At 70.9% G+C, this 15,284-nt stretch carries 15 protein-coding genes; 10 read left to right on the top strand and 5 right to left on the bottom strand.

All coding sequences use genetic code 11. The annotated features are described in order from the left end of the window. Positions 1–67: 67 nt before the first annotated feature. Positions 68–1,621: an AbgT family transporter gene (locus ACFT4A_RS08745; protein ID WP_382827234.1), complete on the bottom strand. Its 1,554-nt coding sequence runs from the start codon at positions 1,619–1,621 to the stop codon at positions 68–70. 204 nt (positions 1,622–1,825) lie between these two features. Here ACFT4A_RS08745 and ACFT4A_RS08740 point away from each other — a divergent pair, with 204 nt between their 5' ends. The 4 genes from ACFT4A_RS08740 (at position 1,826) to ACFT4A_RS08725 (ending at position 5,358) form a co-directional block, all read left to right on the top strand. Next, the gene (locus ACFT4A_RS08740; protein ID WP_382827233.1) at positions 1,826–2,860 is read left to right on the top strand and encodes an Lrp/AsnC ligand binding domain-containing protein; all 1,035 of its coding nucleotides are present in this window, start codon (positions 1,826–1,828) and stop codon (positions 2,858–2,860) included. Between the two features lie 183 nt (positions 2,861–3,043). Continuing rightward, positions 3,044–3,235 (top strand): SHOCT domain-containing protein, encoded by a 192-nt coding sequence (locus ACFT4A_RS08735; RefSeq protein ID WP_382827231.1) that lies wholly within the window; start codon positions 3,044–3,046, stop codon positions 3,233–3,235. Positions 3,236–3,265: 30 nt separating this feature from the next. Continuing rightward, complete coding sequence (locus ACFT4A_RS08730) at positions 3,266–4,630, top strand: cation:proton antiporter (protein WP_382827229.1); 1,365 nt, start codon at positions 3,266–3,268, stop codon at positions 4,628–4,630. A gap of 101 nt (positions 4,631–4,731) precedes the next feature. Then, positions 4,732–5,358: an NADPH-dependent F420 reductase gene (locus ACFT4A_RS08725; protein WP_382827228.1), complete on the top strand. Its 627-nt coding sequence runs from the start codon at positions 4,732–4,734 to the stop codon at positions 5,356–5,358. Positions 5,359–5,371: 13 nt separating this feature from the next. Here ACFT4A_RS08725 and ACFT4A_RS08720 read toward each other — a convergent pair whose 3' ends face one another. Next, complete coding sequence (locus ACFT4A_RS08720; RefSeq protein WP_031102696.1) at positions 5,372–5,608, bottom strand: hypothetical protein; 237 nt, start codon at positions 5,606–5,608, stop codon at positions 5,372–5,374. Between the two features lie 179 nt (positions 5,609–5,787). Between ACFT4A_RS08720 and ACFT4A_RS08715 the strand changes: the two genes are divergently transcribed. Further along, positions 5,788–6,588: a GNAT family N-acetyltransferase gene (locus ACFT4A_RS08715; RefSeq protein ID WP_382827699.1), complete on the top strand. Its 801-nt coding sequence runs from the start codon at positions 5,788–5,790 to the stop codon at positions 6,586–6,588. Here the strand turns inward: ACFT4A_RS08715 and ACFT4A_RS08710 are convergent. Further along, complete coding sequence (locus ACFT4A_RS08710; RefSeq protein ID WP_382827697.1) at positions 6,570–7,592, bottom strand: LacI family DNA-binding transcriptional regulator; 1,023 nt, start codon at positions 7,590–7,592, stop codon at positions 6,570–6,572. The genes ACFT4A_RS08715 and ACFT4A_RS08710 overlap by 19 nt on opposite strands. A 302-nt stretch (positions 7,593–7,894) precedes the next feature. Here ACFT4A_RS08710 and ACFT4A_RS08705 point away from each other — a divergent pair, with 302 nt between their 5' ends. The 5 genes from ACFT4A_RS08705 (at position 7,895) to ACFT4A_RS08685 (ending at position 13,026) form a co-directional block, all read left to right on the top strand. Then, complete coding sequence (locus tag ACFT4A_RS08705) at positions 7,895–9,169, top strand: ABC transporter substrate-binding protein (protein WP_382827226.1); 1,275 nt, start codon at positions 7,895–7,897, stop codon at positions 9,167–9,169. A gap of 11 nt (positions 9,170–9,180) precedes the next feature. After that, a complete protein-coding gene (locus tag ACFT4A_RS08700; protein WP_382827225.1) occupies positions 9,181–10,164 on the top strand; it encodes a carbohydrate ABC transporter permease in 984 nt (327 codons plus the stop codon). Continuing rightward, positions 10,161–10,994, top strand: a complete 834-nt coding sequence (locus tag ACFT4A_RS08695; protein WP_382827223.1) for a carbohydrate ABC transporter permease — start codon at positions 10,161–10,163, stop codon at positions 10,992–10,994. Before ACFT4A_RS08700 ends, ACFT4A_RS08695 begins: the two co-directional genes overlap by 4 nt. Before the next feature lie 26 nt (positions 10,995–11,020). Further along, on the top strand, positions 11,021–12,661 hold the full coding sequence (locus tag ACFT4A_RS08690) for an alpha-amylase family glycosyl hydrolase (protein ID WP_382827221.1): 1,641 nt from the start codon (positions 11,021–11,023) through the stop codon (positions 12,659–12,661). 131 nt (positions 12,662–12,792) lie between these two features. Then, on the top strand, positions 12,793–13,026 hold the full coding sequence (locus tag ACFT4A_RS08685) for a hypothetical protein (protein WP_382827219.1): 234 nt from the start codon (positions 12,793–12,795) through the stop codon (positions 13,024–13,026). A 7-nt stretch (positions 13,027–13,033) separates the two neighbouring features. Here the strand turns inward: ACFT4A_RS08685 and ACFT4A_RS08680 are convergent, their stop codons facing one another. Together ACFT4A_RS08680 and ACFT4A_RS08675 are read right to left on the bottom strand one after the other, a co-directional pair. Beyond that, positions 13,034–14,470 carry an ATP-binding protein gene (locus tag ACFT4A_RS08680; protein WP_382827217.1) on the bottom strand — a complete coding sequence of 479 codons (1,437 nt, stop codon included), beginning with the start codon at positions 14,468–14,470 and terminating at the stop codon, positions 13,034–13,036. After that, positions 14,471–15,280, bottom strand: a complete 810-nt coding sequence (locus ACFT4A_RS08675) for a response regulator (protein ID WP_382827215.1) — start codon at positions 15,278–15,280, stop codon at positions 14,471–14,473. Positions 15,281–15,284: the final 4 nt, after the last annotated feature.

Below are 15,284 nucleotides of genomic sequence, written 5' to 3'. Positions count from 1 at the left end.
CCGGCTTTCTCGTGTCTGTCGCACGTCTCGTACGACGGTGTCGTGCGGGCTGTGGGGGTGGGTCGGGTCAGCCGACGCCGAAGGGGATGCCGAGCAGGTACCAGGCCACGAAGAAGGCGACCCAGACGATCCAGACGACGGCGGCGATCGGGATGGTGAAGGAGGCCAGCGTGCCGATGCCGGCGGACCTCTTGTGCTGCTGGATGAAGCCCAGGCACATGGCGAAGTAGGGGCTCATCGGGGTCACGCAGTTGGTGACCGAGTCGGCGACGCGGTAGACGGCCTGGGTGGTCTCCGGCTCGATGCCGATGAGCATCAGCATCGGGATGAGCACCGGGGCCGCCAGCGCCCACAGGGCGGAGCCGCTGGTGATGACCAGGTTCATGAAGGTGATCAGTACGGCGATGCCGACCAGCACGGTCCAGCCGCTGAGGTGCATGCCCTTCAGCGTCTCGGCGCCCTCGATGGCGATGACGTTGCCGATGTTCGTCCACTTGAAGTAGGCGAGGAACTGGGAGATCGCGAAGAACAGCACGAGGATCGGGGCGTAGCTGCGGGCGCCCTCGACCAGCGCGTCGACGATGTCGTTCGCGGTGCGGAAGGTCCCTACGCCGCGCCCGTAGACCCAGCCGAGCAGGGAGAAGAACAGGAACAGCACGACCGACATGCCGGTGATCACCGGGGACTCGACCAGGGAGCCGTGCGCGCCGCGCAGCGGGGAGTCCGCCGGGACCATGGCTGCCGCGATCACCGCGACGAAGCCGAGCGCGGCGATGCCGGTCCGGCGCAGGGCGCGGCGCTGTTCCGGGGTGACCTCGACCGCCTTCAGCTCCTCGGCGGTCAGCGCCTCGACCGGCTCGTCGGGGTCCAGGTCCGAGCGTCTGGCGATGACCTTCTCGACGACGACCGTGATGACGAGGGCGACCAGGACGGACGAGGCGAGGCCGAAGAAGTAGTTCGCGACCGGGGTGACGACGTGGTCCGGGTCGATGGTGTGGGCCGCGGCCGTGGAGATCGACGACAGCAGGGTGTCGGTGGTGGTGATCGCCGGTGAGGCGTCGTAGCCGGCGGAGATGGCGACGTAGGCGACGACGCAGCCGAGGACGGGGCTGCGGCCGGCCGCGCGGAAGATGAGCGCGCCGAGCGGGATGAGCGTGACGTACGCGGCGTCACCGGCGACATGCGCGACCATCGCCGTCATCGACAGCGCGAAGGTGAGGTACTTGCCCGGTACCCGCGCGACCATGCGGCGCAGCAGGGTCGTGAACAGGCCGCTGGCCTCGGCGACGGCGATGCCGAAGCCCACGATGAGGATGGTGGCCAGCGGCGGGAAGGTCGCGAAGTTGTCGACGGCGTCCTCGACCATCGTCGTCAGCCCCGCCTTGCCGAGCAGGCTGCGCACCTCGATGGTGTCGTGCGTGCCGGGGTGCACGGTGCCGACACCGGCGGCCGCGAGGATCGCGCTGAGGACGATCACGACCCCGGCGAGGATCCAGAACAGCCAGAAGGGGTTGGGCAGTTTGTTGCCGACCTTCTCGATCGCCGCGAAGGCGCGGAACGCGGCACGCAGGGCTCTCGACGGGGGCTCGGTGGGCCGGGGGTCGGTGGAGGTGGCGCTCATGGGTACCTCTTCGCGCATGAGGGGAGGTTGCGAGGCGACGCGTGGGGACGCGCTGGGGGACGTCGGGGACGTTTCGGGGGACGCCGGGGGACGTCGACGGGGGGACGTTTCCGCAAACCATGACAGCGAAGTGAGAGATTCTCTAGCCCCTGTGTGTAACAGCGGGATTAATCGGCAGCTGCTCGCGGTCTAAGGTGGGGCACCATGACGCGCCCTCTCCTCGACGAGCTCGACCGGCGCCTGATCGGGGCGCTGCACCTGGCCCCCCGGGCGACCTGGGACGACATCGGCGGGATCCTGTCCGCCGACGCCGGCACGCTGAAGCGCCGCTTCGACCGGCTGCACGAGGCCCGGATGGTGCGCGTCATCGGGCAGGCCGACTGGGGCATGCACTCCACGGCGATGCCGGTCCACGTCTTCCTGGACATCACCGGCGAGACCCCGCTGGCCGTCCTGGACCGGCTGCGCGCCCTCCCTCACCTCCAGCTGCTGGCGCAGATCTCCGGCGACTACCCCCTCTACGCCGTCGTCCACGCCCCCTCGGAGGCGGCCACGAGCGAGGCGATCGACCGGATGTTCTCGGTCCCCGGCGTCCGCCGCGTCAACGCCCTGCCCGCGCTCAGCACCCTGCGCCGGGGCATCACCTGGGACCCGCAGTTCCTGACCGGCGGCGAGCGGGCCGGCCTGCTGGAGCTGACCGGCACGCGGCCGGAGGGCACCGCGACGGCCACGCCCCCCGACCGGCCGCCGAGCGAGTCCGAGCGCACGGTCGTCGCCCTGCTGCTGCGGGACGGCCGCGCCTCCGCCGCGAGCATCGCCCGGGCCGCGGACCTGGCCACCTCCACCGCGCACCGCGTCGTACGCCGGGTCCTGGACGAGCGCTGGGTCCAGCCCCGGCTGGAGATCGTGTCGGAGTGGCTCGGCTTCCGGACCCCGTTCATGCTGCGGCTGCGCGTCGAGCCCGGCGAGACCCCCGAGGTCATGCGCCGCATCGACCAGCTCCCCCAGACCCGCCTCGCCGCGCATGTCGCCAGCGACCTGTCGGTCCTCGCCACCGGCCTGGTCGCCGACCGCTCCGCCCTGGCCCGCTTCATCGACGGCGAGTTGGCGAGGATCCCCGGGGTCACCGCCGTCAGCGTGGCCGTCATGCTCGCGGAGCCGCGCCGCTACTGGCTGGACCGGGACCGGGTCACGGGACTCGGGGAGTTCCACGCGCCGACGCTGCTGACGCCGCAGTAGCCATGACCTGCCGCTCCTGGCCCGTCCGGGCGGCCGCCGGCGCCGGCCATGCGGCTACCGCCCGCCCTCGCTAATGTTGACAAGTGGGAAATACCTGTCAGTAAGCGCTGTTTCCTCGTCTGCGGGAGAAGCCATGGGCCCTTCCTGGGCGTCTTCGTCTACGTCGTCGCCAGGGGCAAGGGCATGGGCAAGCGGGAACAGGACCACGTCAAGGCCCGGAGGGACGAGACGGACCGCTACATCCGCGAGACCGTCGGCGCCACCGGCCCCGCCGACGAGGCGGACCAGCTCGCCAAGCTCTCGCAGATCCGCGCCCGCGGCGACATCTCCGACGAGGAGTTCCGCCAGGCCGAGGAGAAGGTCCTCCACCCGTAACCGCCCGCGACGCGACCCACCGGGGACACGGTGAGCGGCAGCGTGTGGGCGGGGGCGGCCGTGGCCGCCGTGACGGCGGGGTACGCCCTCTTCTCCCGGCGGCTGGCCACCACCGTCATCTCGGGGCCGATGGTGTTCACCGGCTGCGGGATCGCCATCGGCCCGGTCGGGCTCGGCCTGCTCGACCTGAAGCACGACGCGGGCCCCGTGCTCACCCTCGTCGAAGCCGCCCTGACGCTGGTCCTGTTCACCGACGCGATGTCCGTACGGCGACGGGATCTGCGCCTGGGCGGATTCCTCCCCGGCCGCCTGCTGGGGATCGGACTGCCGTTGACCATCGGAGCCGGGTGGCTGCTGGCGTGGCCCCTGCTGCCGGGGCTGACTCTGTGGGAACTGGCCCTGCTCGGTGCGGTGCTCGCCCCGACCGACGCCGCGCTCGGCAAGACGGCGGTCTCCGACCGGCGTGTGCCCCCGCTGGTGCGCGGCGGCCTGAACGTCGAATCCGGCCTCAACGACGGTATGGCGCTGCCCTTCTTCGTCCTCTTCCTCGCCGCCCTGCCCGGAACCATGGCCTCGGAGGAGGGAGCCGCCGGGGTCTTCTGGCGGGCGCTGGTGCTCAGTACCGCGTGGGGACTGGTCGCGGGAGGGCTCGGCGGGTGGCTGTTGCGGTGGTCGCGTGCGCGGGGCTGGATCGGTGGTGACTGGCGGCAGACCTTCGTCCTGGCCGTGGCCGTGGGCTCGTACGCGGTGGCCGTCGCCTTCGACGGGAGCGGCTTCATCGCGGCCTGGGTGGCCGGTTTCGCCTTCGGTGTCTCCGTACGGCGGAGCGGACCGGCGAAGGCGTCGGCTGATGCGGCGAAGGCACCGGCTGATTCGGCGAAGGCACCGGCCGAGCCACCGGCCGCCGTAGACGACTCCGCCGGTCTCGCCGGGCATCTCGCCGACCTTCTCGCCTCGTTGAGCTTCCTGGTCTTCGGTGCCGTCCTGCTCGGGCCGACGCTGGACGACCTCGACTGGCGGATCATCGTCTACGCCGTGCTGAGCCTCACCGTGGTCCGGATGCTGCCGGTCGTCCTCTCCCTGGCCGGGACCGGCCTGGCCCTGCCCACGGTCGCCTACATCGGGTGGTTCGGGCCGCGCGGGCTCGCCTCCGTCGTCTTCGGGCTTCTCCTGGTGGAGGAACACGTGCCGGGCCTTCAGCTGCTCGGCCGGGTGATCGCGGTCACCGTCGCGCTCAGCATCCTGCTGCACGGCATGTCAGCGGTGGTCCTCGCGAAGCGGTACGGCGCCTGGTACCGGAAGGCCGCCGAGCGGCGGCCGCTGCGCGAGGACCTGCCCGGGGGCGGAGAGGCCGGGGCGCGCGCCCACGGCGCGGTAGGGCGACGGCGGACGTGAGGGTCCCGGGTGGGCGACCACCGGACTAGGTCTTTCGTGCCGGGCCACCCGGGCCCGGGGCCCGATTCGCCGTGGTCCCGGCGGCGGCTAGCGTCCCAGCCATGCGTATCGGACTACTTGGCACCGGCAACGTCGCCCGAGCACTCGCCCACGGCTGGAGGGCCGCGGGGCATGACGTCCTCCTCGGCTCACGCCGACCCGGGGAACGGACGGACCTCGGGCTCCCCGTGGGGAGTCTGAGCGAAGCGGCCGCTCACGCGGAGGTCCTGGTCAACGCCACCCCGGGGACCTTCTCCGTGGAGCTGCTGCACTCGATCGGGGCCCCGGCGCTGGCCGGTGTCCCGCTGATCGATGTCGGGGTCGGCCTCTCCGACGACTTCGTCGAGCTCTCGCACCCCAACAGCAGCCTGGGGGAACGGATCCAGGACGCGTTCCCCCTGACCCCCGTCGTCAAGACGCTGTGCACCATGGACTCCACGGTGATGATCGCCCCGGGCGATCTGGACGGCCCGAGCACCGTCTTCCTCTCCGGTGACGACACCGAGGCGAAGCGGACCACCGGACGGCTGCTCACCGACCTCGGCTGGCCGCCGTCGTCCCAGCTCGACATCGGCGGTATCCGCACCGCACGCGGACAGGAGCACTTCGCCCTGCTCTTCATGGGCATCGCGGGCGGGCTGGGCTCTCACACGTTCAACATCAACGTGGTCACCCGCCCGGCCGTCTAGCGGACGCTGCTGCTCAGTCCCCGACGCACTTGGGGTACTTCGAGCCCCGGTTGCAGTCGTGGTAGTCGTACTTGCTGACCCTGAACTTCGTCTCGTCACCGGCCTTGGCGGGGTCGACGACCAGGTAGAACTTCTTCCCGTCCTTGACCTTCTCGGTGACCTTGCCCTCCGGGCCCTTGTCGAAGTCCTGCGCGCATCCGGCGAGTGCGAGGACGCTGACTGCCACGAAAGCGGTGGCGAGGCGACGCATGTCGTGCTCCGATCATCTTGAAATCGCAGCTCAGTGTAGGGGTGAGCGCCTCGCGATTCGCGATCGAGAATGTTCCCGGGTGTGGATGAGAAAGGTCTGTGGAGGGCAGGGTGCGGAGTGCGGACAACTCCCTTGTCCCGCCACTGATCTGAGGGGTACTCATGCGCGACAGCCGTGATATGCGCGATCTCGCCGAATCGATCGAGTCGATGGAGCAACTCGCCGCCGTCTGGCGGGTGATGGTCCTCGACCGGGATCCGCAAGCGGATGTCCGCGACCTTCCCGGGATCGCCGTGCGGTGGGCCGACTGCCGGTTCGCCTTCTGGAACTGCGTGACGCTGACCGACGTCGGCGCGGACGCGGGGCTTCTGAAGAAGCGGCTGAACGAGGCGGCGGAGGTCATGCGATCGAAGGAACAGTCCGGGTTCTTATGGGTCTTCGAGGGACTCCTCGACGGCGAGGCACGGGCAGTGCTCGGGGAGGCCGCCGGGGAAGCGGGGCTTGCCTACGCGTTTCCCGGCACCGGCATGGCGGGAGACCTGCTACCCCTTCCCGAACCGGTCCACCCCGAGCTGACCTTCGCGCGCGTCACCGATGACGAGCTGCTGCGGGCTTATGCGGACATCAACTCGCGTGCGTACGGGTTTCCGCTGGAAGACGGGCGGGACGGGCTCGCCACGTCCTCGCTGTGGAAGAGCGAGGTGCACGCCTATCTGGGGCTACGGGACGGTACGCCCGTGAGCTGTGCCGCCACGGTGGCGGCACAGGGGCGGCTCTTCGTCATGATGGTCGCCACCGATCCGCAGTGGGAACGGCGGGGATACGGGGAGGCGGTGACGCGCAAGGCGCTGTACGAGGGTGGTCGTGCCACCGGACTGACCCGGGCGACCCTGCACGCGACGGCCGCCGGAGCGCCCGTGTATCCGCGCATCGGGTTCGAGCCGAACTCCCCGATGCGGTTCTACTCGCTCGAGGGCTGATCAGCCGGTTGGGCCACCGGTGCCGTCGTGGACCGGGGGATCACATGCGTCGGCAGGACCAGATGCCGGCCGTGCTCCCCCTCGGCGTCGTCGATGAGCTTCAGCGCCAGTTCGCCTGCCTCGCGCCCCATGTCCGACGGTGACTGGGCGACCGTGGACAGGTCGAACCAGTCCGCCAGCGGCTGGTCGTCGAAGCCGAGGACGGAGATCTGCTCGGGCACGGCGATCCGCGTCCTGCGCAGGTTCCAGACAAGGGCGACGGCGACCTCGTCCTGCTCGGCGAAGAGGGCGGTCGGCGGCTCGCGCAGGCTCAGCAGCGTGCCGAGCGCCTCGGCGGCGGCGCGCTTGTCGCCGACCCGGGTGGAGACCACCAGGCCGTCGTCGAGCGGGACGCCCGCCTCGGTGAGCGCCTGCTGGTAACCCAGCAGCCGTTCGTCGGAGCTGAAGGAGAAGCCGCTCGCCCCCTGCGTCTGGACGAAGGCGATCCGGCGGTGGCCGAGGTTGAGCAGGTGCCGGGTGCCGTGCAGGGCGCCGGCCACATCGTCGACGTAGACGCTCGGGCGGCCGTCGACGTGCTGGCTGACGTAGATCACCGGCATGCCGAGGTCGTCCAGCCGGGCCGTCTCCTCGTCGGTGAGGTCGAAGGAGAACACCAGGAGCGCGTCGGCGTTGCGGCGCGCCGGGAGGTGTTCGAAGAAGGCCGTGCGCTCGGCCAGGTCCGGGATCTCGTAGACGTTCAGCTGCAGGCCCGCCGCCCGCAGCAGCGGGGCCAGGCTGGACAGGGCGGATCCCATGAACCACGAGTTGAGCGTCGGGACCATCACCGCGACCGTCCCGGTCCGGCCCGTGACCAGGCTCGCGGCCTGCCGTGACACGGCGAAGTTCAGTTCGCGCGCGGCCTTCTCCACCCGGGCGCGCACCTCCGGCGACACCGTGGACAGGCCGCGCAGCGTGCGCGAGACGGTGGAGGTGGAGACCCCGGCCCGGTCGGCGACGTCGGCCATCGTGGGGTGCCGCTGAGCTGGAGGCATGAGCCGGACGTTAGCACAGGGATTCGCTCCCCCACCCCTGATGGTGACAGCGCTTTCATGGGAGTGAAGCCCGAGCAGTCAGCCGATTACCCCCGCGTAACGCATTGACTTCGGCAAAACACGCCCCTAGCTTGCAAGCGTTGTCCCAACAGCCCAGAAGAGATCCCTGCAGGATTCATCGTCAGCACTCTGACCTGCATATTCTCTTCATTCATTTCGTGACAACGCAGTCTCAGCAGCAGCCATGACCCCGGTTCCGCGCGACCAGGAGAGACATGACGACCAGAACCACCAGCAGAGCCACCGCGCTCGCCGCCACCGGGCTTCTCCTCACCGCCTGCGGCAGCGGCTCCGGGCAGGCCGGCCCACCGTCGTTCGAAGGGCGCGGGCCCATCACATACGTGGCCGGCAAGGACACCACGGGCACCGTCCAGCCGATGCTCGACCGCTGGAACAAGGCGCATCCGAAGGAGAAGGTCACCTTCATCCAGCTGCCGACGGACCCGGACGCGCAGCGCCAGCAGATGATCCAGAACGCGGAGACGAAGTCCGACGCCTACACGGTGCTGTCCCTCGACGCCGTGTGGACCTCGGAGTTCGCCGCCCACCGGTGGATCGACCGGCTGCCCGAGCAGCGGTTCCCGCTGGGCAGGATGCTGAAGCCGGTGGTGGAGACCTCGCGGTACCGCGGCGGTCTGTACGCGGTGCCGGGCAGCTCGGACGGCGGCCTGCTCTACTACCGCACCGACCTGCTGAAGAAGGCGGGCGTTGCCCGACCTCCCACGACCTGGGCGCAGATGACCGCCGCCTGCGCCAAGGTGAGGAAGCTGCCCGAGGCGAAGGGCATGTCCTGCTACGCCGGGCAGTTCCAGAAGTACGAGGGCCTGACGGTGAACTTCGCCGAGGCCGTGAACTCCGCGGGCGGCACCGTCACCGACCCGAACGGCAAGCCGGACGTCGACACCCCCGAGGCCAGGAAGGGCCTGGACTTCCTCGCCGGCTCCTTCAAAAACGGCACGATCCCGAGGAAGGCCATCACCTACCTGGAGGAGGACGGCCGCCAGGCCTTCCAGTCCGGCAAGCTGGTGTTCCTGCGCAACTGGCCGTACGCGTACTCCCTGGCCCAGAAGAGCGGTATCAAGGGCAAGTTCGCCACCGCTCCCCTGCCCGGGCTCAACGGGCCCGGCGCCTCCAGCCTCGGCGGCCACAACATGGCCGTGTCCGCCTCCGCCGGGAACAAGGCGACGGCCCTGGACTTCATCGAGTTCATGTCCAGTGAGGAGAACACCAGGACCTTCCTCGAGGACGCCTCCGTCGCCCCGCCGTACGCCTCCCTCTACGACGACAAGGCGCTCGTCGCGCAGTACCCGTATCTGCCGGTGCTCAAGGAGTCCATCCTGCGGGCCGTGCCGCGGCCCCGGGTGGTGCAGTACGGCGATGTGACCTCGGCGGTCCAGCGGGAGACGTACGCCGCGCTGACCGGCGAGAAGAGCAGCGCGCGGGCGTTGAAGGACCTGCAGAAGGCGCTGCGGAAGGCGGTGGCGCTGTGAGGGCCGGGGTCATGACCGGGACTCCGGCAGAGCCCGATGTCCGTACGGAACCCCGGCGGGCGCCGAAGCCGGGCCGGGCGACCGCCGGTTCGGGGCGGCTGGCCGCGCTGCTGGTCTCGCCGACGCTGCTGGTGCTGACGATCGTCGTGCTCTACCCGACGCTCATGGCGCTGAAGGAGTCGCTGTACGGGGCGAAGGAGCTGGATCCGAAGACCGGATTCATCAGCGACACCGAGCCGTTCGTCGGGCTCCAGAACTACGCCGAGATCTTCGGCGAGGCCGGGGCGCGGTTCTGGAACGCCTTCTGGAACACCACGTTCTTCACCGTCGTCACGGTCGGCCTGGAGACGGTGGTCGGGGTGGCCATGGCGCTCATCATGCACAAGGCGTTCCGGGGCCGGGCCCTGGTGCGGGCCGGGATCCTGGTGCCCTGGGCGGTGCCGACGGCCATCTCCGGACTGCTGTGGCGGTGGATCTTCAACAGCGACGGCGTCGCCAACGCGCTGCTCGGACAGCAGATCCTGTGGACCACCGAGGGCTTCCACGCCAAGGTCGCCGTGATCGTCGCCGAGGTGTGGAAGACCGCGCCCTTCATCGGGCTGCTGGTGCTGGCCGGCCTCCAGGTGATCCCGAAGGAGGTCTACGAGGCGGCCCGCATGGACGGGGCCCGGCCGGTGCGACAGTTCTGGCACATCACCCTGCCGTTGGTGAAGCCCGCGCTGCTGGTGGCGGTGCTGTTCCGCTGCATGGACGCGCTGCGGATGTTCGATCTGCCCTACATCCTCGTCGGCGCGCAGAAGCACTCGGTGGAGACGCTGTCGATGCTCGCGCAGAACGAGGCGGCCAACGTCCGCTTCGGACCGGCCTCCGCGTACGCGGTGATCCTCTTCCTGTACGTGTTCCTGATCGCGCTCGCCTTCGTGCGGCTGCTCGGCGCCGACCTCGTCGGGGGCGACGGCAGGAGAAGGCGCCGTCGTACGGAGGTGGCGGCATGACGCTCACGGTCAAGTGGCGGCGGTGGCTGCCGTATCTGGGGATCGCCGCGGTGGTGGCCTACTGTCTGGCCCCGTTCTACTGGATGCTGGTCTCCAGCCTCCGCCGCACCGAGGACATCTTCGACACCTCGCTCGTCCCGGCCCCGCTGTCCTTCGAGAACTACCGGGCCGTGTTCGACCCCACACAGGGATTCGGGCGCGCGCTCCTCAACAGTCTGATCGTCGCCGGGATCACGACCGCGGCGGCGCTGCTGCTCGCCACGTTCACCGCCTACGCGATGGCCCGGCTGGAGTTCCGCTTCAAGCGGCTGATCCTCACCCTGATCATCGCCACCTCGATGTTCCCGGTCGTCTCGATCGTGGTGCCGTTGCTGAAGCTGTTCACGGACATCGGCTGGATCAACACCTACCAGTCGATGATCGTGCCGAGCATGTCCTTCGCGCTGCCGCTGGCGGTGTGGAACCTGACCACGTTCTTCCGGCAGATGCCGGACGAGCTGGAGCACGCGGCGATGGTCGACGGCTGCACCCGCGGCCAGGCCTTCCGCAAGGTCATCGTGCCGCTGGCCGCCCCCGGCATCTTCACGACGGCGATCATCACCTTCATCTGCGCCTGGAACGAGTTCCTCATCGCCCTTTCGATGACCAACAAGCCCGGTATGCAGACCGCGACCGTCGCCATCTCCAAGTTCACCGGCGCCACGACCTACGAGACGCCGTTCGGCAGCCAGATGGCCGCCGGCGTCCTCGTCACGGTCCCGCTGGTGGTCATGGTGCTGCTCTTCCAGCGCCGTATCGTCGCCGGGCTCACCGCCGGCGCCGCGAAGTAGTCCCGCCCCGCATCAGAAGGAGCCCCGTGTCCCCCACCGCCCCCTGGTGGCGCAGTGCCGTCATCTACCAGGTCTACATCCGCAGCTTCGCCGACGGGAACGGCGACGGCGTCGGCGACATCGCCGGTCTCCGCTCCCGCCTGCCCTACCTGAAGTCCCTCGGCGTGGACGCCGTCTGGATCAACCCCTGGTACAAGTCGCCCATGGCCGACCACGGCTACGACGTCGCCGACTTCCGGGCCATCGACCCGCTGTTCGGCACCCTGGCCGACGCCGAGCGGTTCATCGAGGAAGCACACGCGCACGGGATCCGGGTGATCCCCGACATCGTGCCCAACCACACCTCCGACCGGCACGCCTGGTTCCAGTCGGCGCTGGCCGCCGGGCCGGGCAGCGCGGAACGCGAGCGCTACGTCTTCCGGCCCGGGCGCGGAGCCGACGGGGCGCAGCCGCCCAACGACTGGATGTCCTGCTTCGGCGGCCCGGCCTGGACCCGGCTGCCCGACGGGGAGTGGTATCTGCACCTGTTCGCTCCCGAGCAGCCCGACCTGAACTGGCAGCACCCCGAGGTGCGGGCCGAGTTCGAGTCCGTCCTGCGGTTCTGGTTCGGGCGTGGCGTCGACGGCTTCCGCATCGACGTCGCCCACGGTCTGATCAAGCACCCGGAGCTGCCTGACCTGCCGCCCCGCCGGGACCCGGACGCCGGACCGCCCTTGGAGCACGTCGACCATCCGCACTGGGACCGGGACGAGGTGCACGAGATATACCGCTCCTGGCGCAAGGTCGCCGACGAGTTCCCCGGCGACCGCTCCTTCGTCGCCGAGGCCTGGGCCGACACGCCCGAGCGGCTGGCGGCGTACGTCCGCCGGGACGGTCTGCACACCGCCTTCAACTTCGACTTCCTCATGTCGAGCTGGGACCCGAAGGACCTGCGCGGGGTCATCGACGACTCCCTCGCCATGCTCGGCGCGGTCGGCGCACCGGCCACCTGGGTCCTCTCCAACCACGACGTGACGCGCCACCCGAGCCGCTACGGCCGCCGTACCGCCAAGCGCTGGGTGGCCAACGAGAGCTACCGCCCGGAAGGCCCCCTGGACTTCGAGCTCGGCACCCGGCGGGCCCGGGCCGCCGCCCTGCTCATGCTCGCCCTGCCCGGCGGCGCCTACGTCTACCAGGGCGAGGAACTCGGCCTGCCCGAGGTCGAGGACCTGCCCGAGGACGTCCTCCAGGACCCGACCTGGGAACGCTCCGGCCACACCGACCGGGGCCGCGACGGCTGCCGCGTCCCGATCCCCTGGTCCGGGCGGACGGCTCCCTACGGCTTCAGCCCCGACGGCGCCACGGCCGGCCCCTGGCTGCCCCAGCCCGCGCTCTGGGCCGAGCACACCGTCGAGAGCCAGACCGGCGACCCGGCGTCCATGCTGGAGCTCTACCGTGCGGCGCTGCGCATCCGACGCGACCACCCCGCCCTCGGCGACGGCACGATGACCTGGCTGGACACACCGGACGGGGTGCTGGCCTTCACCCGCGACCCGGGCTTCGTGTGCCTGGTCAACCTCTCCGCCGAACCGTACGAGCTGCCCGCACACTCCGGGCTCCTCCTGTCCGGCGCCCCACTGGAGAACGACCGGCTGGGGCCGGACCAGGCGGTGTGGCTGGCGGTGTAGGCCTCCGGTGGAAAGCAGTTGACCATTCCCGCAGCCTGGCCGAGGAGCGGTAGAGGCGCGTCCCGGGCTGTCTGATCAGCGCCGCGTTCGATGTCGACGGGCCCGAGCGGCAGCGGTCGTTCACCGACGCGGTGATCGCGGCCCGGCCGCGCGAAGGCGGCCATCCCGGGGCGGTCTCGGCCCACTTCCTGCACAGCGTCGACGGCAGCCGGGTGCTTCTCTGCACGGAGTGGACCAGCGCCGAGGCCCACCAGGAGGCGGCCGAGGCCGGCGATCACGACGAGGGGCACGAGCTGTTCTCGGGGACACCCGGGGTGCGGCTCACGCACGGCGGGCGGTTCCGGCTGTATCGCACCCTGCGCTGAGACTCGCTCACTCCTCGCCCTGGCCGCCCTCGATCACTCCGCCCACCGTGAACCCGATCACCGTCCCGCCCCCGTCCCGCCGGACCGCGAACGGCGCTCCCCCGTGCGCGAGAGCCACCTCGCGGACGATGGACAGGCCCAGGCCGGAGCCCGGCAGGGAGCGGGCGTCTGCGGCGCGGTAGAAGCGGTCGAAGACGCGGGCGAGGTCGTGGTCGGTGATGCCGGGGCCGCGGTCGAGTACCTCGACCCGGATCGTGCCGGGCCGGGCGGGCCCGGCGACGACGATCTCGACGGGGGCCGTGCCGCGCTGGTCGAACTTCACGGCGTTCTCGACGAGGTTGGACAGCGCCCGGGTCAGCATCCCGGGCCGTCCGTCGGTCGTGGTGTCGCCGCTCGCGCGGAGCGTGATCTGCCGGCCGCTGCGGCGCCGGGCCAGGCCCGCCACCTCCTCCGCGAGGTCGGCGACGTCCACCCGCCGGGGCGGCTCGGTGTCGGACTGCCCGGCCGCGAGGTCGACGAGCTCGTTGACCAGGTCGGTCAGCTCACGGGCCTCCTGGCCGAGGTCGGCGACCAGTTCCTCCCGGGTCTCCGGCGGCAGTTCGTCGATCCGGCGGAGCATCGAGATGTTCGTCCGCAGCGAGGTCAGCGGCGTCCGCAGCTCATGGCCCGCGTCCTGGACCAGCCGCCGCTGGTCCTCCTCGGACTGCGCGAGCCGCCCCAGCATGCGGTCGAAGGCCCGGCCCAGCCGGCCCACCTCGTCATGGCCGGCGACCGGCACCTGGATGCCGAGACGGCGGGTCCGGGCCACGTCCTCGGCTGCGTCGGTCAGGACGAACAGGCGCCGTGTGATGCGCCGGGCGAGCCACCAGCCGAACAGACCGGCGGCGACCACGACGGCGGCCATCAGCAGCAGCGTCCGCCGCTGGAGCGCCCGCAGCAGGTCCTCGACGTCGCTGAACTCCTGCGCGACCTGCACCGCGCCCCGCCCGCCGCCGAGGGAGACGGTCGCGACACGGTAGACGTCGTCGCCCACGTCGACGTCCTTGTGCTCGGCCACCCGCCCGGACAGGGCCGCGGCGGCGATCCGCACATCGGCCCCGGTCACCGGCAGTCCCGGACTGCCCCGGTCGACGACACTGCCGTCCGGGCCGAGCACCTGCACGTCGGTACGGGCGGGCCGCACGAGGTCATGGCCCGGCGCGGCGGAGGAGAAGTCCTCCGGCGTCATCCGGTTCTCCCGCACCTCGTCCCGCAGGTCCTGCACCACCTCGTCGAACACCGTCTGCTGGTCCACCCGCACCAGCCGGGCCGCCGCGCTGTAGGACAGGATGCCGACCAGGACCGTCACGGCCGCGGTCACCGCCGCGAACGACACCGCGAACGTCGTGCGCAGCGAGACCAGCTTCGGCCGCCGCCCGCTCAGCAGCCGGCGGAGGCGGCCCACTCAGTCCTCCCGCAGCACGTAACCCACGCCCCGCACCGTGTGGATCAGCTGCGGCCCGTCCGGATCGTCGAGCTTGCGGCGCAGATAGCCGACGTAGACGGCGAGGTTCTTCGAGCCGGGGCCGAAGTCGTAGCCCCAGATACGGTCGTAGATCGTCGAGTGGTCGAGGACGATGCCCGCGTTGCGGACCAGCAGCTCCAGCAGCTCGAACTCGGTGCGGGTCAGCTCCAGCTCGCGCGCGCCGCGCCAGGCCCGGCGCGCCTGCGGGTCCATGCGGATGCCGGCCGCCTCGATGAACCGCTCGGGGAGCTGCTGCCTGGGCGCCTCGGGCACGGGCGGGCTGCCGAGGGGTGCGCCACCGGCGGGTGCGCTGCCGGCCTGTGCGCCGCCGACCGGTGCGCCACCGACCGGTGCGCCACCGAGGGGGTCACCCACCCCCACCGGGCTCGTGCGGCGCAGCAGCGCGCGCAGCCGGGCGAAGACCTCCTCCACGTCGAAGGGCTTCACCACGTAGTCGTCGGCGCCCGCGTCCAGCCCGGCGATCCGGTCGGCGGTCTCCACGAGGGCCGTCAGTATCAGGACCGGCGTCCGGTCGCCCTCGGCGCGCAGCACCCGGCACACCTGGAGCCCGTCGATGCCGGGCATCATCACGTCCAGGACGAGCACGTCCGGACGGTTGCGGTGGGCCTGCGCCAGTGCCTCGACACCGTCGGCGACCGCCATGACCTGGTAACCCTCCAGGGTCAGGGCGCGCTCCAGGGCGTTGCGGATGGCGCGGTCGTCTTCGGCGAGCAGCACGGTGTGGGGCACGCGT

Origin of the sequence: Streptomyces sp. NPDC057099 (assembly GCF_042671245.1) — a bacterium.
Lineage (GTDB): Bacteria > Actinomycetota > Actinomycetes > Streptomycetales > Streptomycetaceae > Streptomyces > Streptomyces purpurascens.
This window is presented reverse-complemented; position numbering and strand designations above follow the sequence as displayed.